23 protein-coding genes are annotated in these 24,743 nt (G+C 42.4%); 8 read left to right on the top strand and 15 right to left on the bottom strand.

What is annotated here, in order from left to right; all coding sequences use genetic code 11:
• Window positions 1-117: 117 nt before the first annotated feature.
• The 3 genes from IGI41_RS11555 to yidA are packed head-to-tail and all read left to right on the top strand — an operon-like array spanning window position 118 to window position 3,139.
• Window positions 118-948, top strand: a complete 831-nt coding sequence (locus IGI41_RS11555) for a lipoate--protein ligase family protein (RefSeq protein ID WP_430609914.1) — start codon at window positions 118-120, stop codon at window positions 946-948.
• A complete protein-coding gene (locus IGI41_RS11560) occupies window positions 932-2,305 on the top strand; it encodes an HD domain-containing protein (RefSeq protein WP_430609915.1) in 1,374 nt (457 codons plus the stop codon). Before IGI41_RS11555 ends, IGI41_RS11560 begins: the two co-directional genes overlap by 17 nt.
• A 9-nt stretch (window positions 2,306-2,314) precedes the next feature.
• Window positions 2,315-3,139, top strand: coding sequence for a sugar-phosphatase (yidA, locus tag IGI41_RS11565; protein WP_430609916.1), 825 nt, complete (start codon window positions 2,315-2,317; stop codon window positions 3,137-3,139).
• Between the two features lie 528 nt (window positions 3,140-3,667).
• Here yidA and IGI41_RS11570 read toward each other — a convergent pair.
• Complete coding sequence (locus tag IGI41_RS11570; protein WP_430609917.1) at window positions 3,668-4,126, bottom strand: NUDIX hydrolase; 459 nt, start codon at window positions 4,124-4,126, stop codon at window positions 3,668-3,670.
• A 146-nt stretch (window positions 4,127-4,272) separates the two neighbouring features.
• On the opposite strand from IGI41_RS11570, the gene gloA reads away from it, so the two are divergent.
• Window positions 4,273-4,647: a lactoylglutathione lyase gene (gene gloA, locus IGI41_RS11575; RefSeq protein ID WP_430609918.1), complete on the top strand. Its 375-nt coding sequence runs from the start codon at window positions 4,273-4,275 to the stop codon at window positions 4,645-4,647.
• A 68-nt stretch (window positions 4,648-4,715) separates the two neighbouring features.
• Window positions 4,716-5,429 carry a gamma-glutamyl-gamma-aminobutyrate hydrolase family protein gene (locus IGI41_RS11580; RefSeq protein WP_430609919.1) on the top strand — a complete coding sequence of 238 codons (714 nt, stop codon included), beginning with the start codon at window positions 4,716-4,718 and terminating at the stop codon, window positions 5,427-5,429.
• 42 nt (window positions 5,430-5,471) lie between these two features.
• Here IGI41_RS11580 and IGI41_RS11585 read toward each other — a convergent pair whose 3' ends face one another.
• The 9 genes from IGI41_RS11585 to zapA all read right to left on the bottom strand — a co-directional run bounded on the left by IGI41_RS11585 (window position 5,472) and on the right by zapA (window position 15,036).
• Entirely contained in the window at window positions 5,472-6,725 is a 1,254-nt protein-coding gene (locus IGI41_RS11585; RefSeq protein ID WP_430609920.1) for an ABC transporter permease, read from the bottom strand.
• Window positions 6,718-7,617 carry an ABC transporter ATP-binding protein gene (locus tag IGI41_RS11590; protein ID WP_430609921.1) on the bottom strand — a complete coding sequence of 300 codons (900 nt, stop codon included), beginning with the start codon at window positions 7,615-7,617 and terminating at the stop codon, window positions 6,718-6,720. Before IGI41_RS11590 ends, IGI41_RS11585 begins: the two co-directional genes overlap by 8 nt.
• Window positions 7,618-7,641: 24 nt before the next feature.
• Window positions 7,642-8,310 carry a DUF2812 domain-containing protein gene (locus tag IGI41_RS11595; RefSeq protein ID WP_430609922.1) on the bottom strand — a complete coding sequence of 223 codons (669 nt, stop codon included), beginning with the start codon at window positions 8,308-8,310 and terminating at the stop codon, window positions 7,642-7,644.
• Window positions 8,297-8,623, bottom strand: a complete 327-nt coding sequence (locus IGI41_RS11600) for a PadR family transcriptional regulator (protein WP_430609923.1) — start codon at window positions 8,621-8,623, stop codon at window positions 8,297-8,299. The genes IGI41_RS11595 and IGI41_RS11600 overlap by 14 nt, the downstream gene beginning before the upstream one ends.
• A 118-nt stretch (window positions 8,624-8,741) precedes the next feature.
• Window positions 8,742-11,036 carry a L,D-transpeptidase family protein gene (locus IGI41_RS11605; protein ID WP_430609924.1) on the bottom strand — a complete coding sequence of 765 codons (2,295 nt, stop codon included), beginning with the start codon at window positions 11,034-11,036 and terminating at the stop codon, window positions 8,742-8,744.
• A gap of 144 nt (window positions 11,037-11,180) precedes the next feature.
• Window positions 11,181-11,495, bottom strand: a complete 315-nt coding sequence (gene trxA / locus IGI41_RS11610) for a thioredoxin (protein ID WP_054115496.1) — start codon at window positions 11,493-11,495, stop codon at window positions 11,181-11,183.
• A gap of 86 nt (window positions 11,496-11,581) precedes the next feature.
• Window positions 11,582-13,945, bottom strand: a complete 2,364-nt coding sequence (locus tag IGI41_RS11615; RefSeq protein ID WP_430609925.1) for an endonuclease MutS2 — start codon at window positions 13,943-13,945, stop codon at window positions 11,582-11,584.
• Between the two features lie 72 nt (window positions 13,946-14,017).
• Window positions 14,018-14,572, bottom strand: a complete 555-nt coding sequence (locus IGI41_RS11620) for a CvpA family protein (protein WP_430609926.1) — start codon at window positions 14,570-14,572, stop codon at window positions 14,018-14,020.
• 23 nt (window positions 14,573-14,595) lie between these two features.
• A complete protein-coding gene (gene zapA / locus IGI41_RS11625; protein ID WP_430609927.1) occupies window positions 14,596-15,036 on the bottom strand; it encodes a cell division protein ZapA in 441 nt (146 codons plus the stop codon).
• Between the two features lie 215 nt (window positions 15,037-15,251).
• On the opposite strand from zapA, the gene rnhC reads away from it, so the two are divergent.
• Entirely contained in the window at window positions 15,252-16,172 is a 921-nt protein-coding gene (rnhC, locus tag IGI41_RS11630; RefSeq protein ID WP_430609928.1) for a ribonuclease HIII, read from the top strand.
• Between the two features lie 64 nt (window positions 16,173-16,236).
• Here the strand turns inward: rnhC and IGI41_RS11635 are convergent, their stop codons facing one another.
• The 4 genes from IGI41_RS11635 to IGI41_RS11650 all read right to left on the bottom strand — a co-directional run bounded on the left by IGI41_RS11635 (window position 16,237) and on the right by IGI41_RS11650 (window position 21,199).
• Window positions 16,237-17,964, bottom strand: a complete 1,728-nt coding sequence (locus tag IGI41_RS11635) for an ABC transporter permease/substrate binding protein (RefSeq protein ID WP_430609930.1) — start codon at window positions 17,962-17,964, stop codon at window positions 16,237-16,239.
• The gene (locus tag IGI41_RS11640; protein WP_430609931.1) at window positions 17,957-19,171 is read right to left on the bottom strand and encodes a quaternary amine ABC transporter ATP-binding protein; all 1,215 of its coding nucleotides are present in this window, start codon (window positions 19,169-19,171) and stop codon (window positions 17,957-17,959) included. The genes IGI41_RS11635 and IGI41_RS11640 overlap by 8 nt, the downstream gene beginning before the upstream one ends.
• Window positions 19,172-19,302: 131 nt before the next feature.
• Complete coding sequence (locus IGI41_RS11645; protein WP_430609932.1) at window positions 19,303-19,953, bottom strand: GntR family transcriptional regulator; 651 nt, start codon at window positions 19,951-19,953, stop codon at window positions 19,303-19,305.
• A 55-nt stretch (window positions 19,954-20,008) separates the two neighbouring features.
• Complete coding sequence (locus tag IGI41_RS11650) at window positions 20,009-21,199, bottom strand: phosphoglycerate dehydrogenase (RefSeq protein WP_430609933.1); 1,191 nt, start codon at window positions 21,197-21,199, stop codon at window positions 20,009-20,011.
• A 91-nt stretch (window positions 21,200-21,290) separates the two neighbouring features.
• Here IGI41_RS11650 and IGI41_RS11655 point away from each other — a divergent pair, with 91 nt between their 5' ends.
• Together IGI41_RS11655 and IGI41_RS11660 are read left to right on the top strand one after the other, a co-directional pair.
• On the top strand, window positions 21,291-21,917 hold the full coding sequence (locus tag IGI41_RS11655) for a DapH/DapD/GlmU-related protein (RefSeq protein WP_430612827.1): 627 nt from the start codon (window positions 21,291-21,293) through the stop codon (window positions 21,915-21,917).
• Window positions 21,918-22,055: 138 nt separating this feature from the next.
• A complete protein-coding gene (locus IGI41_RS11660; protein WP_430609935.1) occupies window positions 22,056-23,588 on the top strand; it encodes an AMP-binding protein in 1,533 nt (510 codons plus the stop codon).
• Between the two features lie 30 nt (window positions 23,589-23,618).
• Here the strand turns inward: IGI41_RS11660 and menC are convergent, their stop codons facing one another.
• Window positions 23,619-24,731: an o-succinylbenzoate synthase gene (menC, locus tag IGI41_RS11665; RefSeq protein WP_430609937.1), complete on the bottom strand. Its 1,113-nt coding sequence runs from the start codon at window positions 24,729-24,731 to the stop codon at window positions 23,619-23,621.
• Between the last annotated feature and the right edge of the window lie 12 nt (window positions 24,732-24,743).

Consider the following 24,743-nt stretch of genomic DNA (forward strand, 5'->3'; position numbering starts at 1 on the left):
TCCATTCATGTGCATTGCTATGAAAATAAGCTGAATCATTTCATTCTTATACTTAATTGACGCATAATCGTATATAATGAAGACATAAACTGACAGACAAAGGAGTTTGAACGTGCCTTGACGATTTATTCGATTGACCAAACATTCCCCCATACCGTCTCACCTTTCATGCCTTTTGCATTGACCGATGTACTGACGGAATACGCTGGCAAAGAGCAGCAGTCTTTTTGCCATTTTTGGCAGTTGCCAGACACATTGATCCTTGGGATGAAAGACACCCGTATCCCCTATCTCAAGGAAGCCCTGATCGAAGTGAAAAAGGCAAAGTTTCAACCTGTGATCAGAAATTCAGGTGGTCTTGGTGTAATCAACGATACAGGTGTGTTGAACGTATCATTGATTTTCCCAAAAGATTTGGCTGCAGCAACAGATACAGCCTATGAATTGATGCAGACATTGCTCCAACGTGCTTTTCCTGAGCAAACAATCGCAGCATACGAAATCAGTGATTCATATTGTCCTGGAACCTTTGATTTGAGTATCAATGGCAAGAAAATCGCTGGTACTGCCCAACGCAGAATCAAAGAAGGGGTCGCTGTGATGATGTACTTAAGTGTCAACGGAAACCAGCAAGCACGTGGACAGTTGATGCGTCGTTTTTATCAAACAGGATTAAAATCAGCTTTTGGCACCAACGGCTATCCCGCTGTCAATCCTGAAAGTATGACGACACTATCGGATGTCTTCAACCGAGATTTTACGATTCAAGAAGTGGTCCTGCGTTTGCGTCGGGCTTTAAGCCAGTTGCACAACGAGCCATTGTTGCCGATCGATCCAGAAGAATGGCTCGCATCTAAAACACGATCAGACCAATTAGCTATTCGCTTATCAAATATGGTGCAGCGAAATGAACCTTTAAAGGAGGTCAACGATGTCAATCCCTTATAAATATCAAACCTTAGCGATCGAAAAAGTCTTCCGAGATCCTGTTCATAATTATGTACATGTCCAGCACCAAGTGATTCTTGATCTGATCAATTCTAAAGAAGTTCAACGCTTAAGACGAATCAAGCAGCTAGGTACAGCTTCCTTCACCTTTCACGGCGCAGAGCACAGCCGATTCTCCCACTCTTTAGGCGTTTATGAAATCAGTCGGCGGATCTGCGATATTTTCCAAAGAAATTACTCTATTGAAAAAGTTGGTCCCAATGGTTGGGACGACAATGAACGCTTAGTGACTTTATGTGCAGCACTTTTGCATGATGTCGGTCACGGTCCTTATTCTCATACTTTTGAGCATATCTTCCATACAGACCATGAAGCCATCACTGTAGCGATCATCACTTCACCAGAAACGGAAGTTCATCAAATTTTGAATCGTGTAGCCGAAGGTTTTCCCGAAAAAGTCGCCAGTGTCATCACCAAAACGTACCCCAATCCTCAAGTGGTCCAAATGATTTCTAGTCAAATCGATGCCGATCGAATGGATTATTTATTGAGAGATGCTTATTTTACCGGTACAGAATACGGTACTTTTGATTTAACCAGGATTTTACGAGTCATTCGACCTTATGAAGGCGGCATTGCCTTCTCAATGAATGGCATGCATGCGGTGGAAGACTATATCGTCAGTCGTTATCAAATGTATGTACAGGTGTATTTCCATGCCAGTTCACGGGGGATGGAAGTGATTTTGGCCCATCTATTGAATCGCGCAGCTGAATGTTATGCAGAAAATGATGAGACATTCCAACATCATTCCCAATTGCTGCTGCCATTTCTTAGACAAGATTTTTCTTTAGAAGAATATTTGAAACTAGACGATGGTGTGTTGAACACCTATTTTACCCAATGGACGGAAGAAAGTGATTTGATTTTGAGCGATCTTGCAAAACGGTTTTTAAATCGAAAACCACTAAAATCGATTCGTTTTACCGACGATGCGCAACTGCCATTGATTGAAGAACTAAAAAAATTAGTTGAGAAAGTCGGTTTCAACCCGACCTATTATACCGCGATCAACTCAAGTTTTGATTTGCCCTATGATTTTTATCGCCCTACATCCGGTATGCATCGCACCCAAATCGAATTACAAGAAAAAGATGGTACTCTGACCGAATTATCCAAAGCTAGTCAATTGGTGGCGGCGTTGGCAGGTCAGACCCAAGGGGATCGCCGTTTTTATTTTCCAAAAGAAATGATTGACCCCAACCTGCAAAATCACTATGATTTATTTGAGGAAACCTATCAAGCGTTCGCTGAATATATTCGCAATGGCGCTTTGATCAAACCCAGCAACTTTTAGGAGGAAATTATGAGTATCAAATTGATCGCTATCGATATCGATGGCACTTTGTTAAACGACGATCGCAAAATCACCCCTGCAGTCTACCAAGCATTGAAAGCAGCTGAAGCCCAAGGTGTGCGTATCGTATTATGTACCGGACGCCCTTTGACCGGCGTACAAGACTTATTAACGGAACTGGATTTGTTTACCGACAATGACTTTGTGATCACCTATAATGGTTCTTTGGTCCAAAAGACCAAAAACCAAGAAATCATTTCTGAATTTGGTTTATCCCACGAAGACTATCTGACTATTGAGATGACCGCCCGCAAATTAGGGGTCCATCTGCATGTTGAAACACAAGATACGATGTATACAGCCAATCGCGACATCAGCCCTTACACGGTCTATGAGGCTTTCTTAGTCAATATGCCGTTGAAATATCGCACACCAGAAGAAATGTCCGCTGATTTGAATATCATCAAGATGATGATGATCGATGAACCAGCTTTACTGGAAAGTATTATTCCTAATTTACCTACTACATTGACGGATCAATACAACGTTGTCAAAAGTGCACCGTTTTTCTTAGAAGTTTTAAATAAAAAAGCCCATAAAGGGGCAGCGGTTAAAAAATTAGCAGAACATTTAGGGATCGACCAATCTGAAGTCATGGCGATCGGTGATAATGAAAATGATTTGACCATGGTTGAATATGCGGGCATCGGTGTGGCCATGGGCAATGCGACAGAAAATGTCCGCAACATGGCAGATATCATCACCGCCTCAAATGAAGAAGATGGCGTGGCCAAAGTCATCAATGAATACGTCCTGCAAACAAACGAACAATAAACCATACTTTTACCTACCAGGATGCCCACATTCTCTGCGGTAACTTAGTACTGTTTTTAGCACCTGCTCGTCTGCACTTTGTTACCTCTACAGTCTCTCCTAAGCAAATACCGCTAAGAAGGACTTGCATGCCTTGCTGCGCAAGTCAATCGCAGTGATTCGGTGTGGGGTGACTACGTGTCCTACGGTCACCTAGTACTGTTCATCATCTGCTCTGTCTTGCTGCGCAAGTCAATCGCAGTGATTCGGTGTGGGGTGACTACGTTCCCTACGGTCACCTAGTACTGTTCATCATCTGCTCTGCCTTGCTGCGCAAGTCAATCGCAGTGATTCGGTGTGGGGTGACTACGTGTCCTACGGTCACCTAGTACTGTTCATCATCTCCTTTGACTTGCTGCGCAAGTCAATCGCAGTGATTCGGTGCGGGGTGACTACGTGTCCTACGGTCACCTAGTACTGTTCATCATCTGCTCTGCCTTGCTGCGCAAGTCAATCGCAGTGATTCACAGCAAATAAAGCAAGTGGGGGTTAATCCTGCTTGCTTTTTTGCTGTAACCATTGTTTGACTGCCCATTGATGGCTGCCTCTTTTTAATAGCTCGATTGCCTTTTCTGGTGAATGCCATGATAGTTGATTATTTTCTTCTGTGGGTGCACACACTTTCTGCCACTTCGTCATCAAAAAAAAGTAACCTGGATGATAATAATAGGTATCTCTATGACGGGAATAAAAGTACTCCACCGCTTCGCCAAGGTATTGGTCGATTTCGCCTTTAAAGCCTAATTCTTCAATCAGCTCGCGTTCGATCGCTGTTTCTTTCGTTTCCCCAGCTTCTATTTCGCCCCCTGGCAAAAAATAAGCGCCATTTGGTGCTTGCACCAAAATAATCTTATTTTGTTCATTTGGGATGACGACATAGGCGCCAAACCGAGATGTATAATCTTGCTGTTCGTCTTTAACCCCAAACACGATGTCATTTTCCGGCATGATACCCTCCAACAAGTTTTCTTTTCATTTTACCTTATGGAATTGCGGTGGACAAGCGTGAAATACCGCGAATACACTTTTCTTTCCGCAAGAAAAGTGTTTATGTTATCATAAAGGTATCAAATAGGAAAGGATGATTGAATTTTATGAAAATGGCACACACTTGCGTTCGCGTCAAAGACTTAACTGCCTCTTTAGACTTTTATCAAACTGCTTTTGGTTTTGAAGAGTCTCGTCGGCGCGACTTCCCTGAAAACAAATTTACATTGGTCTACCTAACATTACCAGGAGACGATTACGAATTAGAATTAACTTACAACTATGATCATCCTGGTTATGATCTGGGTGACGGTTATGGCCACATCGCAATCAGCAGTGATGACCTAGAAGCGTTGCATGAGAAACACAAAGCAGCTGGTTTTGATGTCACTGATCTTAAAGGATTACCTGGCACACAGCCTTCATACTACTTTGTCAAAGATCCTGACGGATACAAAATCGAGGTCATCCGCGAAAAATAGTTGTATTGAAAGGACGTCACGTCCTTTTTTATTTTTGCTCATCAATGAAACTTGAAAGGAAAAGCGATATGAAACCTATTATCGGCATTGCAGCCAATGAACGATCGATGATCGAAGAAAGTGAACACTGGCTGACTTACACACCAAAAAACTTTGTCACTCATATTCAAGAAGCCAAAGGTATCCCTCTTTTGATTCCTATGGGGGTAGTTGAAGATGCAAAAGTGTATGTTCAACAAATTGATAAGCTGCTCCTCGCTGGTGGTCACGATGTTTCGCCAAGTTATTATGGAGAAACACTCCATCCGTTGATTCAAGGTACTCATCCTGAACGAGATGCCTTTGAACTAGCCTTGATCAAAGAAGCTGTTGCCCAAAAGAAACCAATATTCGGTATCTGTCGTGGCATGCAGTTGATCAACGTCGCGTTTGGGGGCAGCCTTTATCAAGATCTCTCATTAATGCCGAAACCAACATTGAAACATGTTCAACTGCCCACCCCTTTCCGCTTTGCCACCCACGATGTGACAATTCATACTGACAGTCTTTTAACCAGCCTTTTGGGTAGTCATTATCAAGTCAATTCGTTTCATCACCAAACAGTGAAAGATGTCGCAAAAGACTTTCAAGTTGTTGCTACCGCGCCCGATGGGGTTGTAGAGGCGATTGAATCACATGCTTTTGCAGCACCAATTTTAGGGATCCAATGGCATCCGGAACTTGCCGCACAAACAAGGCCTTCTGAACAATCATTGTTTGACTTCTTTGTTCATGATTTGTGATCTATACGTAAAAAAACCAGCTTTAACAGCTGGTTTTTTTCTCTATCCTTCATTCTTCATCAAGACAAATGATTGTTTCAATGAAGCAATCAAGCCGTTATCGTTATAGATCAAGACATTTGATTTGTACATCTTTGCGGAAGCCAACATCAATGCAATGGTCGAAACTACAAGGATCGCGGTTGAAACCAATGCGCCACCCACACCCACAGTATCATTTGCCAAGCGAACTGGCATAATGAAAGAAGAAAGAAATGGGATATAAGACGTGACACGCATAACGATATTGTTAGGATCTGCTGCCCCTAATACTAATCCCAGCATATACCCCGCGAGTGAAAGATACGTCACAGGTATGATCGCTTTAGCTGTATCTTCGGCTTTGTTGACGAGGGATCCGCATAATGCTGAAAGTACTGCATAGATCAAGATCCCTAAAAAGACAAAGATGATCGAGAAAATCAAGAATGAACCGAAGATTCCATCTAATGAGAAATTCGCAAGAAAACCGCTGATCATTGGAATATCTTTGATCCAGAAATAACTACCACCAAATACTGCCGCATACGCCAACAGCTGTGTCGCTGCCACCATGATCACACCGGTCAATTTGGCATAATAATGGGTTTGGGCCCGCGTACTAGATAAAATCACTTCCATGATGCGCGTACCTTTTTCCGATGCAATTTCTTGCGCAATGATTTGGGCATAAGTCAGAATAAAAAAGAATAAAATGATCGTTGCCACATAACTGACGATATACTGCATATCACTATGGTCTTCACCAAAAGTCATCACGCCTTCTTCATCAAAAGAAACCTTTTGTTTACTGAAGGTCGCCGGCTCTGCCAACTGCGTGACTTCATCGCCTGTCAGACCTAATGTATCTGCCCGCATCGTGGATTGTAATCCAGATAACAGTTGCTGGATCGTCAATTCAGCTGTTTGACCTAATGAAGATTCGCTAAGGAGTTCCCCATTCAATTGATCACCACTCGCATTGATCACCAATAAACCATCGATTGATTCATCCGCCAATTTTGCTTCACCGTCTGCTTGACTATCGACGACCTCAAAGACATAATCATCCGTGCTTTGTGCTGCAAAAGTCTCAGCAATCGCTGGCTGATTGGCATATACAGCAATCGTATCTTCGCTGTTTGTCCCATCCATAAATAGCCCAATCACATAAAAAATACCCACTGCAATGAACGGCACCAAGATCATGATCAAAAATGAAATCGATTTGATATTTTTCTTGTAGACATCTAATGCAATCACCCAAAATTTATTCATGAATTTGCCCCGCTTTCCGTTTGAATATCTCTTCTAAGGTTGGCGGTTGCTGATTGAACATTGGAATATAGCCGTCCGCCGTGGCTAAATCAAAGATTCTTCGCCCAACTTGCGGCGCATTGATCGTGATATCGAAACTGCCATCTTCCCGTAAATAAGCGTGTTCAACACCTTCGATTGCCATGATTTGTTCTTTGTTCAAATGTGATTCCAGAAAGACCTTTGTTCGGCCAAATGATTCTCTGATTTCATGCACGCGCCCATTCAAGACGGTTGCGCCATCGCGCAACATGATCAAATGGTCACAAATTTTCTCCACGTTGTCCATATTATGACTGGAAAAAATGACACAAGAGCCTTTTTCTTTCAGCTCGATAATCCCGTTTTTCAGCAATTCAGCATTGACAGGGTCTAAGCCGCTGAAAGGTTCGTCAAGAATCACCAACTTGGGTTCATGGATCAATGTTGCAATCAATTGTACTTTCTGCTGGTTTCCTTTCGATAATGATTTCACTTTATCGGTCTTTTTGCCTTTAACTTGAAATTTGTCCATCCAGTAATCGATTTGTGGTACGATTTCAGCCTTCGTTTTGCCGCGTAAACGGGCAAAATAAATCAATTGATCTTCAATCGTTACCTTTGGATATAATCCTCTTTCTTCCGGCAGATATCCAATCAAGTTATATTCTTTCTCACTGATTTTATGGCCATTCCATAAAACTTCTCCTTGATCTGCTTTCAAGAAATCCAAAATCAAACGAAAAGTCGTTGTTTTCCCTGCACCATTTTGTCCGATCAAACCCATGATCTGGCCATCGTTGATCGTAAAAGAGAGCTGATCAACAGCTGTATAGTCTCCAAAAGTTTTCACTAATTGTTTTGCTTCTAACACGTTTTCACCTTCCTCTTTCTACATTTATCCAAATAAATAGCCAGCGATGCCACCCATTACAGCGCCTGCCAGCGCCATGATAAAGAGATCCCGCACCACCTTTTGGCGTTTTGCGATTTTTTCAGGTTCGTTGTAATATTTGGCGCGGTCCTTGTATAATTTCCCCATAAGGTACGATACCATTGAAATGATCGCTGGAAGAAATAGCAACCCGGTACAGATACCAAAAACAAAAGACCACATGGCATGATCTTGCCAGTGCCAAAGGGACTTGATACTGTATAAAACGATCAAAAATAATGCCCCAATCAGCGCAACCACAAAGGCACGTTTGATCAGATAACGTTGTTCAGCATCGATCCGTTCTTGGTAACTGGCTTGGTCACTGAAAATCGGCGGTGCATCTAAATCCCCTTCAAAATAATAATAGCGTTTTTGATAACTGCTGATGTAATGCCAGCCACTTGCTTCATATAAGGCAATATACTCAGATTCTTCTGACAGTTCACCATCAAAAAAGTCAACCGCGAATTTCTTAGCCTGCGGAGGCTGTTTCTCGAATGTCAAAAAACCCAACCGATTCATCCCAACAAACTGCCAGCCTCGCATGGCTTGTTTTTGCAAACGAAGCATTTCTTTTTCTGGGTAATAGGCCACCCCTAAAGAATACAAAAATTTTCTACGCTTTTTCATTTTCACTCCCTCCCACTTGCTTGATAAACCCGGCACCAATATCATAAAAAAGTTTCCGCCGCAGAATATCATTTTCTAACACTTCTTTGCCACGTTGTGTGATCCGATAAATCTTTTTGCGATCAGCTGTTTCGTCTAGAATGATCCATTCTTTTTTGGTCAATTTTTTTAAGATCGTATACATGGTGGCCGGACCAATTTCAAAAGAACCTTGACTGATTTCATGGACTTGCTTCATGATGGCGTACCCATGTTGCGGTTTGAGCAATGCCAATAAAATCAAATAGGTTGCGTCCGTCAATGCATCCTCCATTTATTTCCCCCATCCCGCAAACTATATCACTTAATGATATAGTAGCGAATCTTACACAGCGTGTCAAACCCTTTCAAACAAAAAAACGCCATTTCCATTACGGAAACAGCGCATCTGTTTAATTGACGATTTTAACTGGCGTATTATAAGGCATATTGTAATAGAACCATTTGGCATCAGGGACTGCTAAGCGAATACAGCCATGAGATGCCCGGGTACCTAACTTACGTCCTTCTACCGCACTAAAGGTATTGGTTGACCAAGCAATACTTGTAGGGATGGTATGGAACAAATATATTCCATGACCTTTAAACGAGCGATAGTACGCTGCCCCTGAGAAAGCTGGACCTTTTTCCGCTTGGATGCGGAAGTTCCCTAATGGCGTCGGGGTTCCCACTGCGCCAGTTGAGCAGAGCATGGTGTAAATGACTTTGTCACCTGATTTGATATAGACTCTTTGCTTACTGATCGATACGTGAATATTCAGGTTTTTGACATTTAATGATGGGTACTTCCCACCTGTCGTATACATCCAGAAATTACTGTTGACACTATAGGTTTGACTTTCTTTGATCCAGCCGATCTTACCAGCAGGAGACACCAAATATAAATAGTTGCCGTCACTGGTCTTAGCTAGTTTTGTTGCTTGTGCCATGTACCCTTTGTAAGTACTCTTGGCACCTAACTTGGTACTATTGGGATCCGCTTTGTCAAAGAAATTGCCACTGTTGTTGTTGACGATCACATAGCGGCTGATCGTGTTTTGCGAATAGATCGTGTGGGCTGTTTTCACCCCAGTCGCGTTGATATAGCCCAGCCATTTGTTATTTTTGTATAATGAATAATACGTCGAACCATTGTAATGTTGATACTTACCAGTTACTTGGATCGTTTGGTTGAGGTAATCCTTACTGCTGGCTTTTTTCTTTGAAAAATTGAGATCTTGCCACAATGTATAATTCCCATTTTTCATTTGGACACTCAGTTTCTCACTTTGCCAAGTACCCCCTTGATTTTTAGCGACTGTTGCTGCATCGGCATTTAAATAACCGATCCACTTGCCACTTTTGTCATACAATGACAAGTAAACCGGCCCATTGGCATGTCCATATTTTCCTTTAGCAAGATAGGTTCTGCCTGCTAAAGTCGTCGTATTGTTTTTCTTGCTTGACCAACTAAAATTACCCCAAATCGTGTAATTTTTCTTGGTCAAGGTGACATACTTGCCATAGTTTTGATACGTTCCTTGGGCACTGCTGGACAATTTTACACCTGTGGCATTGATGTACCCAAGCCATTTGTTGTTTTTGTCATAAAGAGAATAATACGTTGAGCCATTGAAATGACGATATTTACCAGTTGCTTTAACAGTTTGCCCATTGATAGAAGCACTTGTACCTTTTTTGGCTGTCCAATTGAAGTTTTTCCATAAGGTATAATTGCTGCTGGTGATCGTGGCATACTTGTTTTCCTTTTGCCATACCCCTCCCGCATTGGCGGCCGTTTTGGTTCCAGCTGCATTGATCCAGCCAATGAAGGTTTGATCATTCCCATATAATGCGTAGTAAGTTGCTTTGTTGCTGTTTTTGTAAAAACTTTCTTTGACTTGATACGTTTTTTGATTGTAATTCGCAGTGGTAGTCAATTGCTTGTCCAAGAAAACAGACTCCCAAAGCGAATAATTGTTTTTTTGGATCGTGACATATATTTGCTCTGATTTTAACGTACCAGAAGCAATCGACACGGCAGCAGCCGCAACGATACCAACTTCACCTTGCTCATTTTGTAAAAGAAGGTATTCTTGATTGGTCGTGGGGTCTTGATATTTCTTTGTGCTTTTGAATACTTGGCCGGCCAACGCTTGGTTCGATCCATTCTCAGTTAAAGTGCTGTCTGACAGCTGATAGAGCAAACTGGTAGCCGGTATATTTTCTGTATCGTTTATCGTGATGGTTTTCAACTTCACATACTGTGGTGCATACCCGGTCACTTCATCCACCACGATCGTCTCTGCTTCTTCAGAAGAAGAATTACTGGTTTGTGACTCAGATTCCTCACTCGTCGAACTGTCTTGACGCGCTTCAGATGATTCATTTTCTGTTGCAGTCGATTCTGGCGGTTGCTCCTTGATGATTTCTTCAGATGATGCTGGAACATCTGAACCTTCGTCTACATCGGTGCCCAATTCGATTTCTGAGGTGGAACTTTCCACTTCATTTGTTTGATTGTCACCAGTTCCGATTGTGCTGTTTTCTTGATCCGTATCACTCGTACTATCAGTTCGTGCAGCACTTTCTGCTGTGCTACTAGTTTCTGTTGTTGCGAAAACCTCGATTCCTGTTCCCAGAATCGGTGTCGCTAATAATAGAAAAGCAAAAGCCCCATTCAGCAACCGACGTTTCACCTTTTTCATCCTTACTCCCCCTTTGTTTTCTTAAAGACCCAGTTACAATAAACAGATGAATCAAATCTACATATTAAGTATACCACTGACCCCAAAAAAACATAAAAAAAAGAGAGCAAAGACGAGTCTTTGCTCAAATGATGAAAAGAAAGCTTAGCTATGTTCAGCAATCAATGCTTTCAATTGATCTTTGGTGTGTACGCCAATCGCTTTGTCCACCACTTGACCATCTTTTTTCAACAATAATGTTGGAATCGACATAATGCCAAATGAAGCGGGTGTTTCAGGATTTTCATCCACATCCATTTTTACGATCTTTAATTCATCTTCATCGTATTCACTTGCTAATTGTTCTAAAATTGGTGCTTGCATACGACAAGGACCACACCATGTTGCCCAAAAATCAATCAGGACTAAACCTTTATCGGTTTCTTCTGCAAAAGTTTTATCTGTAATTTCTAATGCCATTGTACTTTCCCTCCATTTATGTGACTAGAAAAAGTATAACACGGATCAATACTTTTTTAAAACCGTCTGCTTACAAAAGGTAAGAATTATTTAAATTTCACAATCGTTGCACCATTGCCCCCCTGGTTGCTTGGGGCAAATTCAAAGCTTTTGACCGAGCGATGGTTTTTCAAATACTCGGTAATGCCTTGGCGTAATGCACCCGTACCTTTACCATGAACGATCGTGACTTGCGGGTAACCTGCCAAGATCGCCGCATCTAAATATTGATCGACTTCTGCCAAAGCTTCTTCATACCGTTTTCCTCTTAAATCTAATTGATTGATAACAGGACTGCTATCTGCAGCGCGCACTGTATTGACAATTCGCTGGACCGGTTCTTTGACAGGTGCTGCTGGCTGCAAGTCTGCTTCTGGCAAGGTCATTTTTAAAATGCCGATTTGTACTTGCCATTGATTTTTTCCAACATGTTTCAATAAGACCCCGCGTTGCCCATAAGATGTCACCAATACTTCATCGCCAACTTTCAAGGTTTTGGCGGCTTTGGCTTTTTGCAATACCTTGTTTTTCTGTAATTTTTCTTCTTGCTGCAATCCAGATAATTTCGTTCTGGCATCAATTAATTCATGTTCTTTGACCTTGTTTTGACCACCCGCCAATTGCATTTTGCGGATATCAGCAATGATTTTTTCTGATTCTTCTTTGGCCTCTTCTACGATTTGATTGGCTTGCTTCCGCGCTTTAGCCAATTCTTTTTCTCGTTCTTCAAAGAAGTAGCCATAGGCATTTTGCAATTCCTTGTGTAGGTCTTGGGCTTCTTTGACATAATGACGAATATCCAAATATTCGGTTTCAGTCATTTTGCGGCGATTTTCCAAATCAGCGATCATTTCGTTTAAATCTTGGCTTTCACCATCCATGATTTGTTTGGCCTGATCAATAATATCGGTTGGCAACCCCAACCGTTTGGAAATCTCGAAGGCATTGCTTCGTCCGGGTACACCAATCAAGAGACGATACGTAGGACTTAACGTGTCGACATCAAATTCCATCGACGCATTAATGGTATTGGCGCGGTTGTAACCATAAACTTTCAGTTCTGGATAATGGGTCGTCGCCATGACATAGGCTGATTTGGCACCTAAATCATCTAAAATCGCAATCGCCAAAGCAGCCCCTTCTTGAGGATCCGTTCCGGCACCTAATTCATCGAATAGAACCAAACTATGGGCATCGACTTTATCCAAAACATCAACAATCGTCGTCATATGAGAAGAAAATGTCGACAAACTTTGTTCAATCGATTGTTCATCCCCGATATCCGCAAAAATTTCAGTAAAGATGCCCATTTGGCTCTCTTCTTCTGCTAATATCGGTAAGCCTGCTTGTCCCATGATTTGCAAAAGTCCCAGCGTTTTCAAGGTAATCGTCTTCCCACCGGTATTCGGTCCTGTGATGACCACGGCTTGATAGTCTTGTCCGATTTGAATATCATTCGGCACCACTTTTTCTTGATCGATCAGGGGATGTCGTGCTTGTTTGAACACCACATGGTTCTCGCGGTTGATTCCTGGTACGATTGCTTTCATTTCTTTACCAAAGCGGGCTTTGGCATTCATGAAATCTAATTGGCCAATCACATAGGCATTGTGCAATATCTCTTTTTGATATGGGACCAGTTCTGCCGACAATTCTGCTAAGATCCGCGTGATTTCATCTCGCTCTGCAATTTGATGTTGCCGTAAGCGATTGTTTTGATCGACTACTTGTTTCGGTTCAACAAATAATGTCTGACCAGAAGAACTTTGGTCATGAACAACACCGCCAAACACGCCGCGGTATTCCTGTTTGACGGGAATCACGTAGCGGTCATTTCTCATCGTAACGATCGTGTCGCTTAAGTATTTCGCGTTTCCGCCGCGAACGATATTATCTAACGTTTCACGAATCGTTTGTTCTGCCCGGCGAATCGATTGGCGAATGCCTCTTAACGCTGGAGAAGCATCATCTGTGACCCGACCATCTTCATCGATTGCTTCTTTCAACCGACGATTCAATGTCGGCAATGAAACCAATTGTTCTTCCCAATGATATAAACGGGCAAACTCAATTTCACCATCAGATAAATCCTCAAAAAAGCGTTTGAGCTCTTGGGTGGTAGACAATACCCGCGCGACTTGCGCCAACTCAATACCATTCAGATCGGCACCGATTTCGATACGTTTCATTTGCGGACGGATATTTTCGATTTTCGGCACTGGAATGCCCCCACGCAATCGTTGCACTTTCAATGCGTCTTGCGTTTCTGATAGCCAAGCGGTAATCACTTGTTCATCACTTGAAGGAACCAATTTCTCAAGAATTTCTTTCCCTTGTGCCGTGACGATATACTGAGCAATGTTTTGCTTGACTTGGTCAAATGCCAATACGGTTAATATTTTTTTATTCACTATTTTCACCTGCTTTGCTGTTATATGCTGTAAAAAAGGCAGTCTGGCTATACAACCATCTGCCTCGAAGTCTTAACCAATCACATCTGTGATCCAAATTCGATAGAAATAGTCTGAAATTATCGGAGAATGATTGACAATAAAATCGACTGTACTACTTTTATCAAATAAGTTTTGTACTGTTGCAAAAGGGATCATTGAGAGAATCATGAAAAAAATATAGAGATTGATATACATCAATACCACATTCAAAACTCCTGCCAATACCCAATCATAGCCATACAAAAAACGCAGCCGTTTGTATCGTAAGCTATCTGCAAAAATCGCCACCAACTTGGTGATCAGCCATCCAGCGAATAGGACCATCACAAAAGCCACTGCCGCATAATAGGCTTTGTCTAAGTCTAATGCCATTTCCAGATCATAATATTTTAGTTTAGAATCTGCTGTGACTGACATATAAGGAACATATAATTCAATTTTTTTTGCAATTTCTTGGTATTTCGCTACGGCCACCATGAAAGAGAGTATATACCCTAACACTGAAACCAACTGTAAACTGGTTCCCCGACGCGCCCCACTGTAAAAGGCAGCTAAGAGCAGAATCGCAACCACTAATCCAATCATTTAGGTATCCTTTCTACGCCACACTAGCCATGGGCTGTTTTTTCTTGAATATTGCGTTTTCGTTGTTCATTCAAAATCTGTTGTGCTTCCACATGATTGTGGATCTCTACATCACTGCGTCCAGTTTCATCAAGCACTTTCCGAGCCTCTGATTCAATCGCTTCGATCCGTTTGATCCGATTTTCTAATTCGGTTGCTTTGATGGCTTGACTGCGTAATTCATCGACTTTCTTTTGCAGGACCAATACTTGTTCTTGTTTTTTCAATTGATCAGAAATAGCATTGATTGCCAACAAAATCGATGCTTGTTCTCTGTCCGTTTGAGGGGATAACTGCATGATCTCCAACAGTTGTTCATTCACCAGTTTGGTCACCATATCCATATGTTCTTTGCTCTCGCGGCCAATGATCGTATAATTTTGATTCGCAATCACTGCTTTGTAGCGTTTTTTTTGCTCCGTCATAGGAAAACTTCCTCCCACTGCTTACATTCTGTATTATTCTATCACCTAAAGCACCCTTGTCGCAAACTCTTCATTATTATACGTGATTTCCCTTTGAATTTCCATGCCTCAACAACCTATTCCCGATTCAAGTCAAAAAAACTGCTGAAAGTATGATAAAATCTTCATGTATCCTTTGTTTTTGCCTGCAAAAACAAAGATTGAGGAGGAAGGATATGTCTGCGATCGTCATCAAAGTGTCAACAAATGAAATGAAAAAAATCACGCAATATTATCAATCAGACCGTTTAGCCAAAACAGCACCTTATACCCTGTTTACAGCAAAGAAGAATCAAACCACCATCACTGCCTATCAGTCAGGAAAAATAATGTTCCAAGGTGCAAACGCTGAAAAAGAGGCGGCGCTTTGGGGCAATGCAACTGCAAGCACCCAGAAAAAAACGGTTGCAGCCAATACATTACCTGCTGGCTTCAGTGAAAAAAATGCCATTGGCAGCGATGAAGTCGGCAATGGCAGTTATTTCGGCCCGTTGGTGGTCTGTGCTGTTTATGCGGAGCAAGGTCATTTGTCTCGTTTAAAAGAGATGGGCGTCAAAGACTCTAAGATGTTGACTGATCAGCAGATTCGTGCAATGGCGCCAAAAATCAAAGCTTTGGTCCCATTTCAGCTGTTGACCGTCACGCCTGAAAAATACAATCAAATTCAGCCAGCTTATAATACCGTCCGTATGAAGGTTGCGTTGCATAATCAAGCAATCCGTCTATTGTTGGAAAAAATCGCACCGCAAAAACCAGAAGCAATTTTGATCGATCAATTTACATCAGAAAAAAATTACCGCACCTATCTAAAAGCGGAAAAGCACGCTGTCACCGCTCCATTATTTTTTGCTACAAAAGGTGAACAGTATCATCTATCTGTCGCTGCAGCATCGATTCTTTGCCGTACAGTCTTTTTAGATGCACTCGATAAAGCGTCGAAAGAACTCGGTTTTAAGGTACCTTCTGGTGCTGGCCATCCATCAGACTTGGTTGCTGCCAAGATTTTACAAATCGGCGGTGAAGAGTTATTAGGTAAATATGCTAAGCTGCATTTTGCCAATACTGAGAAAGCCAAAATCATTGCCCAAGGAAAATAAAACAAATGATTTTAGATTCCATCAGACAAATAAAACCAGCCCAAAAGGCTGGTTTTATTTGTCTTTATTTCGTCCAAGCAGCTACTTCTTCTGCATGGTTGTCCACCCAATCTTTGGCGGCATCTTCGGCAGAAGTGCCATCATTGATGGCTAACATGACTTCTTCCATATCTTCTTGGGTCCAACTGAACTTGTCTAACACTTCATAGACTTCAAGCATATCTTCTGATAAACCTTGACGAACCATTGTGTTGATACTTTCAGCATCTCCCATCGTTCCTTCAGGGTCATCCAGATATTTCAAGTCATATTTAGCAAACATCCAGTGTGGCGACCAACCAGTAATAACGATATCCTCCTGATTTTTGATTGCTTGTCCCAATGCGACGGTCATCGCACCTGAAGAGGAGGTCGCAACTTGCCAGTCAGATAAATTGTCATAGGTTGCTACTGTCTGCTCAGCTGCTGAAACAACACCGGCACCTGGTTCGATTCCAGTGATCGTTTTGCCCGCTTCATCAGAAAGATCCGCAATGGAATCCACATCCATATAGCTAGGAACAACGATTCCTAATTTGGCCCCTTCTAAATTCGGGCCTAAGTTTTCTACTTGATCTTGATATTGTTCATATTGTGCTTCATGCGTGGAAGGTAGCCAAGCAGCGACCATACCATCCACTTCACCTTTTGCCACAGACTCCCACATAATGGCATTGTCCAAAGGCGTCGTATTGACTTCATAGCCCATTTCAGATAACACTTCCGCTACTACATGAGTTGAAGCAACTTCCGTATCCCATTCGACATAAGCCAGATTGACTGTACCTTTGTTATCTGACACATTGCCAAAGGCAACTGAAGCGCCAATTAGCGCAACGACTGCTACTGCAGCAACACCGCCAAATATTCTTTTTTGTTTGCGATTTTTGCCTGCAGCTACTTGTTTCTTGTGTGCTGGTTTATTCAAGTTTTGGGTAAAGCGATCCATAATGATCGCCAAGATCACCAATGACACGCCGCTGACAAAACCATTACCCACTTGTGCCCGTTGCAATGCGGATAAGACACCGCGACCTAAACCTGGAGCACCAATCATTGATGCGATAACGACCATGGATAGTGCCAACATCGTTGTTTGATTGACACCAGCCAAAATCGTGCTTTTGGCTAATGGCAATTCAAGCTTGATCAGTTTTTGCCAACCAGTACCGCCAAATGAATCTGAAGCTTCGACCAATTCACGAGAAATCTGACGAATCCCTAAGTTGGTCATCCGCACTGTTGGCGGCAACGCAAAGATCACTGAAGCAAAGACCCCTGGGACCATACCAATACCAAAGAAGGCAACTGCTGGAATCAAATATACGAAACCAGGCATGGTTTGCATAAAGTCCAAAATTGGGGTGATAATGCTTTGCGCTTTTTCACTTTTGGCCATCAAAATCCCTAATGGAATACCGATGATGATCGACACCAAGCTAGAAAGCAAGACCAAAGTCACAGTATTCATCAAATCAGTCCATAAGCCTTGATTATAGATAAAGAGCAGACCGACAAATGTAAATGCAGTGAGTCCCCATTTTTTACCTGACACTAAAAAGGCGGCGATCGTTACTAACACAATCAATGCCAAAGGCGGTACGAACAATAAGACATTGGTGATGGTATCCATGATCAATTGTCCAAAAGATTGCAGTGCAGAGAATAAACCGCTGAATGTTCCTGTTAGCCATTCAGTAAAGGCCTCGACCCAATCAGCTACCGGAATTGTTTGTTGTAAAAAGTTACCCATTGATGACCACTCCTTCCACATTGTGTGACGTTGTATCCGTTTCTGCCAGTGCTTCGATCACACTGCCGCGGATCACGACGCCGATCAATCGATCATTTTCAACGACCGCTAATGGTGTTGGAGAGTCATAAATCAAATTGAAAATATCAGTGACTAACATGTCTTTATCGATTTTTTTGACGTTTTTATCAATGACAGCTTTTAACGTCAAATTATTTTTTCGGGCTTCTCTGGCTGACTCAGCTGTTAGACTGCCTTTAAGGTGACGGCGTTTGTCTACAGCCAGTAACATGCTGACTTCTTCTTTACGCATCCGATTCAACGCAACGCTTGGTCCATCAATTTCAATATTGGTGGTCAACGCTGGGACCATGATGTTTTGCGCAGTCAAGACCTTCGAACGGTCGACATCTTCCACAAAGTCGCGCACATATTGATTGGCCGGATTGGTCAGAATCTCTTCACCAGTTCCAATTTGCATGATTTGCCCATCTTTCATCAAGGCGATTCGATCCCCGATCCGCAAAGCTTCGTTCAAATCGTGCGTAATAAAAATAATGGTTTTTTGTACATTGGCTTGTAATTCTAATAACTCGTCTTGCATCTCGCGGCGAATCAATGGATCTAATGCTGAAAAGGCCTCATCCATCAGAAGGATCTCAGGATCATTGGCTAACGCCCGAGCCAAACCAACCCGTTGCTGCATCCCGCCAGATAGCTGGTCAGGGTATTGGTCTTTGAAAGACAATAATCCTGAGTTATCTAGCGCTTTTTCTGCTTTTTTCGTTCGTTCTTCTTTGGATACGCCACGGACTTCTAACCCATATTCGGTATTTTCTAAAATCGTGCGATGAGGGAATAAGCCGAAACTTTGAAAAACCATATTGATTTTATGCCGACGGACTTCCCGCAATTCCTCTTTGCTCATTTTGGCAATATCCACGTCATCAATATAAATATCTCCACCAGAAGGCTCAATCAACCGATTCAAAAGACGAATCAAGGTCGACTTCCCACTCCCTGATAAGCCCATGATCACGAATATTTCTCCTTCGTTGACTTCAAAATTGACATCATAGACCCCTACCGTTGCGCCGGTCTTTTCTAGAATTTCATTTTTGCTGCGTTGTTCTTGAATCATGGCAAAAGCCTGTTGCTTCTTCTTGCCAAAAATCTTGGTTAAATGTTCCACTCTAACTTTACTCAAATGAAAATTACTCCTTTTTCTGAAAAATTTCACGAAAGTGACCATACTATCTTAACAAGTGGTGGTCACTTTGTCAAAAAAAATATTCGCCTACTTTACAATCTATGTAAAAGCAGACGAATTTTTAGGATCTAATGGTGTTCAGTTGGATAAAAGAAGTTGGTCATCCGTTGCAGCGAAAGCTCATTACCCACAAAGTAGATTTTGTTGCCCGCACTGAATTTCGCATATGGGCCAGGTGACAGCAATAATTCTTGTGCCGTTTGAATCGCAATGATCGTAGCCCCGGTCACTTGCCAAATATTCAACTCATTGACACTTTTTTCTAGATGCTGAGCCTCTTCTGTCAAAGACAATTCAAAAGGCACGAATGGACTCATATGGTGCACCTTCTTGGTTTGCTGTACCAATACATTCAATAACTCCGAAAAATGATTCAATTCTTGCTGCTGACGATCAACACTTTCTAAAATATCGGCGCGAATTTCTTGGATCGTTTGGACATCTTGATATTGTTCAACAAAAGCCTGGGCTTTTTCTTTTGACGCAATATAGGCGCCGCTGCCGTGACGGACGTCCATGATTTCAAGGTCGACCAATACGTTGATGGCTTTTCGCGCAGTTTCAGGTGATACATTGAAATTGCTGGCTAATGTAGAGCGGGCATGGATTTTTTGCCCTACCTGATAGCGATTTTCGACAATACGCTCAGCGATTTCAACAGCAATCTGCTGATATCTAGGTAATGCAACTTTCTTTTTATTTTGGAACTGACTAGTCATGCGAAACTTCCTTTGTATTTTTTTTCATAATAACAAGAATTGAACAGGCTGACAACTATTCAACAAGATGGGGATTGCGCAACAGACGGACACGATGGACTTGCGGTAATTCACGCAATAAAGAAATAGCTTGTTGCACCTCTTTCTCTTGATCTGCCACATCAATGATCGTATATGCCATACCCGCTTTTCGTTCACTTGCCATGTGCTCGATATCAACAGCCGCTTCCGATAGCAATCTTAACAAAGGCGCTAGTGCTCCGGGAGCATCTTTATGAAATATCGTTATCCGATAAGGTGCCAAAAACCGGAGTGTTACTTGCGGAAAATTAACGGCTTCTTTAATTGTGCCGTAACGTATAAATCGATCCATATTGGCAAAAACGACTTGATCGCCAGCGGTCAAAGCATCGATGGTCGTTCCGCCAATATGCGGATAACATATGACTTGTGAATGGTTCAACAAATTAGCTGTCGGAAAATCCGTGATGTACTGTGTGAGCGTCCCTTGATTTAACGCGGCCAACACAGCTGTTTCATCCACGATTTCTCCTCTGCCAAAGTTTAGCAAGATCGCTTCTGATTTCATGTGCGCCAATGATTCTGTATTGATCAGCCCTCTTGTCTGATCATTTAACGGCAATAAAATAGCAACAAAATCAGCTTCTTCCAACAATTCCGCAAGTTCAGCCGTCTGTTCGAAATACTGACTATCTTTTTGGGTACGCGCATAACCAATCACGTCCATGCCTAAATGAAAACAGGCCTCTGCCAATCGTTCCCCAATTTCCCCTAATCCAAGAATACCAATTGTCTTGCCTGCCAATTCCTCACCAATGATCGTTGTTCTTCGCTCTTGTGCAACATCTAAAACACTATCGGCGGGGATGATTCCCTGCAGCACTTCTTCTTTGATTTGCGCCATTATCTCGTAAGCTTTTTCTACCGGCCGCACGCGCAAAAATAAGTTTAACAATAGCAATTCTTTGACCGCGTTGGCATTGACGCCGGGACTATTAAAGACTACCGTGCCATTTTCTGTACATTTTTCAATATTGATGGTATTCGTTCCAGTGCCTGATCGAGCAATGACTGCCAGTTCAGGTGTGATCAAAGAATCTGGCACTTGTTTGCTTCTGACGAAAACAGCTTCTGGTGTAACTGAATCATGAAAAGTATAGCCTTTTTGTGCTGCTTTGCTTTTGGTCGGTTCGGTTATATCATCCAGTAAAAAGATATTTCTCATCCAGATCCCCCCTCTTTCAAAATGCTTATTAATCAAATACTACATAAAAGTACGGTAGAATGATAGCAATACGCAAGAAAGGATGATGGATATGCATTTATCGATCACAGAATTTCATGATGAACAACCAATTATTGGCAAAGATTCCCAAGTTCAAGACAGTCACTTGAAGGACTATGTAGAAGTAGGAGAAGCGAACCATATCGACCATTCTACGTTGGATACCTATACGTACACCGGGCAATATTGCTTTATTCAAAATAGCTGTATTGGCCGATTTGTTAGTATTGCAGCTGCCGTCCGCATTGGACCGACCAATCATCCATACGAAAGACCTAGTCAGCACCTATTTGCGTATAATGGTGAAGGCTATGGTTTTGCACCAAAAGATAGCGAATTCCTAACCAAACGCAAAGAAAGAACCACGACCATTGGTAACGATGTATGGATTGGTCATGGCGCAATCATTCAAGCGGGTGTCACAGTCGGCAATGGTGCAGTGGTTGCATCAAATGCAGTTGTAACCAAAGATGTGCCCCCTTATGCAATCGTTGGCGGTGTGCCTGCCAAGATCATCAAATACCGTTTTGATCCAGCAACGATTCAAGCCTTGCAAGAAATTGCTTGGTGGCAATGGTCTCGTGAGGAATTAGAAGACCGTTATTTAGACTTTCGATTACCAATTGAAGATTTTATCGCAAAATATTCAACCAAATAACCTCTTTGGGCAAACCTAGTCATTATTATTGGCTAGGTTTTTGTTATAATAATCCCCTAGAATCTCTTGTATGAAATCGCATATATGCTAAAATAAGCAATAAATGAAATTTTTCACGAACCTAAAGGAGTGTTATCCATGGATTTATTAGATTATCAGCCTTTGAATCTGTATACGAACTACCAAGAAGCAGCGAAACAATATCCCGATGTCAAAATCATCCACGATGAAGTTTTAGCGGCGTTTCCTGAGTTGGGTTATCAAAGTACCTATCGTTCCAGCCATGAAGCCGTTCTAACACGGGCTTATCAATTGGCATCTCTTGGTGTGCAAGCTGGCGACAAAATTATTTTATACAAATCATCAAAATTTGATACCTATCTATTGGCTACAGCAGCCTCGTATTTAGGGGCCGTACCTGTCATGATTTCTTATCATTTTCCAGCAGCTACGATCGAAGTCTTCGTCGACCGTTTAGAAGATCCCTATATCCTGTTTGATGAAGAAACAGAAGCGCGCGTAGCACTGGTCAAAAACAGCAGCCCTGAAAAACAAATCTCAGTACGTCATTTATTATTGGCTGCGGCAGACCCTGTTGAACAAGTTGAATTGCCCATCGATCAAATTTCTTATATGACGCATACATCTGGTACAACCGGTATTCCTAAATTGATTTGTCATTCAGCCCAATCTATGGGGTGGCGCACAAAGTGGCAAAAAACGATTTTTACCAAGATCGATCGCCAACAAGCGGATTCAGATTTAGTCGCATTCCACATTTCTCCGGTGCATTCACGATTCAACATTGGTATTTCTTCCTTGATGGCGATGGGCTTTCCAATGATGCCCCTAGCAGGTGCATCCGGCCCGCATATTGTTCGCATGTTAACAGATTATCCGCCAATTGCGCTTGAAACACATCCGAACAACTTTGTGCAATGGCGTTTTGTGGCTGAAGAACACCCCGAAGCATTCGCGGGCATTCGCTATTATCATTCAACATTCGATGCGATCAACAATCAGACCATGGCCTCTTTCTTGGCAACTGCAACTGACCATAAAGCAATTTTCTTACAAGTTTACGGGCAAAGTGAGTGCGGACCAATGATTCTTAAAGCGCATACGCTTGAAAGTTTGAAACAAAACAATGCCCGTGATATGGGGGTAGGTCTAACTGATTTGACACGCGCACGGATCACGGATGCCCAAGGAAATGAATTACCAGTCAATACCGACGGCCATATCCACTTCCTTTCAAAAGGGCGCGCCTTGACCTATTATAAAGAAGATCAACGGTTTGCAGACAATGTCTATGGTGCTTGGTGGGATAGTGGTGATTACGGCATGATCGATGAAACGGGGCACTTGTATCTTAAAGACCGTCAAGTCGATTTGATCAAATCAATCGAAAGTAATTTAGCATTAGAAGATCTATTACTGGATCAACTCGATTTTCTAGCAGAAGTCGTGATCGTTCGAGACAAAGAAGATTCTCCTCAACCGATCATCGCCCTGGCACCAAATCGCGAAATGGATTGGGATGCCTGGTGGCAAGCCGTGGCAGATCTCCCACGATTAAATGAACCAATCTTAAGAGCTTATGATGAAATTCCAAGAACAGCCACGATGAAAGTGCAACGCTTGCAGATCGAAAAAGAGTTTAAAGCGTAACAAAATAGGCATCTCACGATGATGAGATGCCTATTTTTTTTGAAATAAAACTTGAGGCATGTCCCCATATTTAATCAGCTTGTTTTCGTCTAACATCACCCCGAAGCCTAGACCTTTTGGTACAGTTAACTGACCATTCTCGAGGACAGCTGGTTGCTGCACGATATCATCAAAATAATAACGGTCGGCGGCTGATAGATCACCAGGAAATTGAAAGATCTCTTGACTGGCAAATTGCAGGTTCATTGCCCGTCCGACACCAGATTCAAACATTCCCCCTAACCACACAGTCAAGCCATTTTTTGCACAAGCAGCCACGATTTTTTGTGCTTCCGTGATACCGCCAACGCGGGGGATTTTAAGATTGATGGCTTGGCAACTGCCCAAGGCTGCCACAGTCGCAATATCCTCAACGCAGCGAATGTCTTCATCTAAACATAACGGTGTACGCATTTTCTTTTGCAATGCGCCATGCCCTGTCAGATCTCGCACGTTTAATGGTTGTTCGATCATGATCAGTCCAAGGTCGTCTAACGCCAATAACGCATCTTCTTGCCCGACATAAGCACCATTGGCATCAGCCATCAGCATTAAATCGGGAAAATTTTCTCGAATAGCCGCTAACGGCACTCGATCACACCCGGGTTTGATTTTTAATTTGATACGTTGATAGCCTTGTGCAGCATATTGTCCAACTTGCGCCAACAATCGATCCGTCGTTGGTTGCATGCCAACACTCACCCCCACCGCAATTTGTTCGCGCGCAGAGGGGTAAAAATCTAAGACACTACAGCCTGATTGCTTGGCATATAAATCCCACATCGCCGTTTCTACCGCTGACTTAGCCATGGTATTGCCTTGAACAGATGAGAATAACTCCGAGACTTTGTTTGGATGATCAAGGTTCGTCCCAGTCACCATCGGGACCAATTGCTGTTTGATCACGTGTCTTGCCGAAAAAATCGTTTCCTCAATATAATCTGGTTGTTCAAAAGCCACCAGCTCTCCAATCCCCACAGTCCCATCGTCGGCTGTTATTCGAATGAGATCAAAGGCTTTTTCTGTTAACTGTCCATAACTTGTCACAAAGGGCTGTCTCAGCGGCAAACGACAAGCAATCGATTCAATTTTTTTGATTTGCATAGATGTCGCCTC

The organism is Enterococcus sp. DIV0876, from assembly GCF_050529585.1.
In the GTDB taxonomy this organism is placed as follows: Bacteria; Bacillota; Bacilli; order Lactobacillales; family Enterococcaceae; genus Enterococcus_D.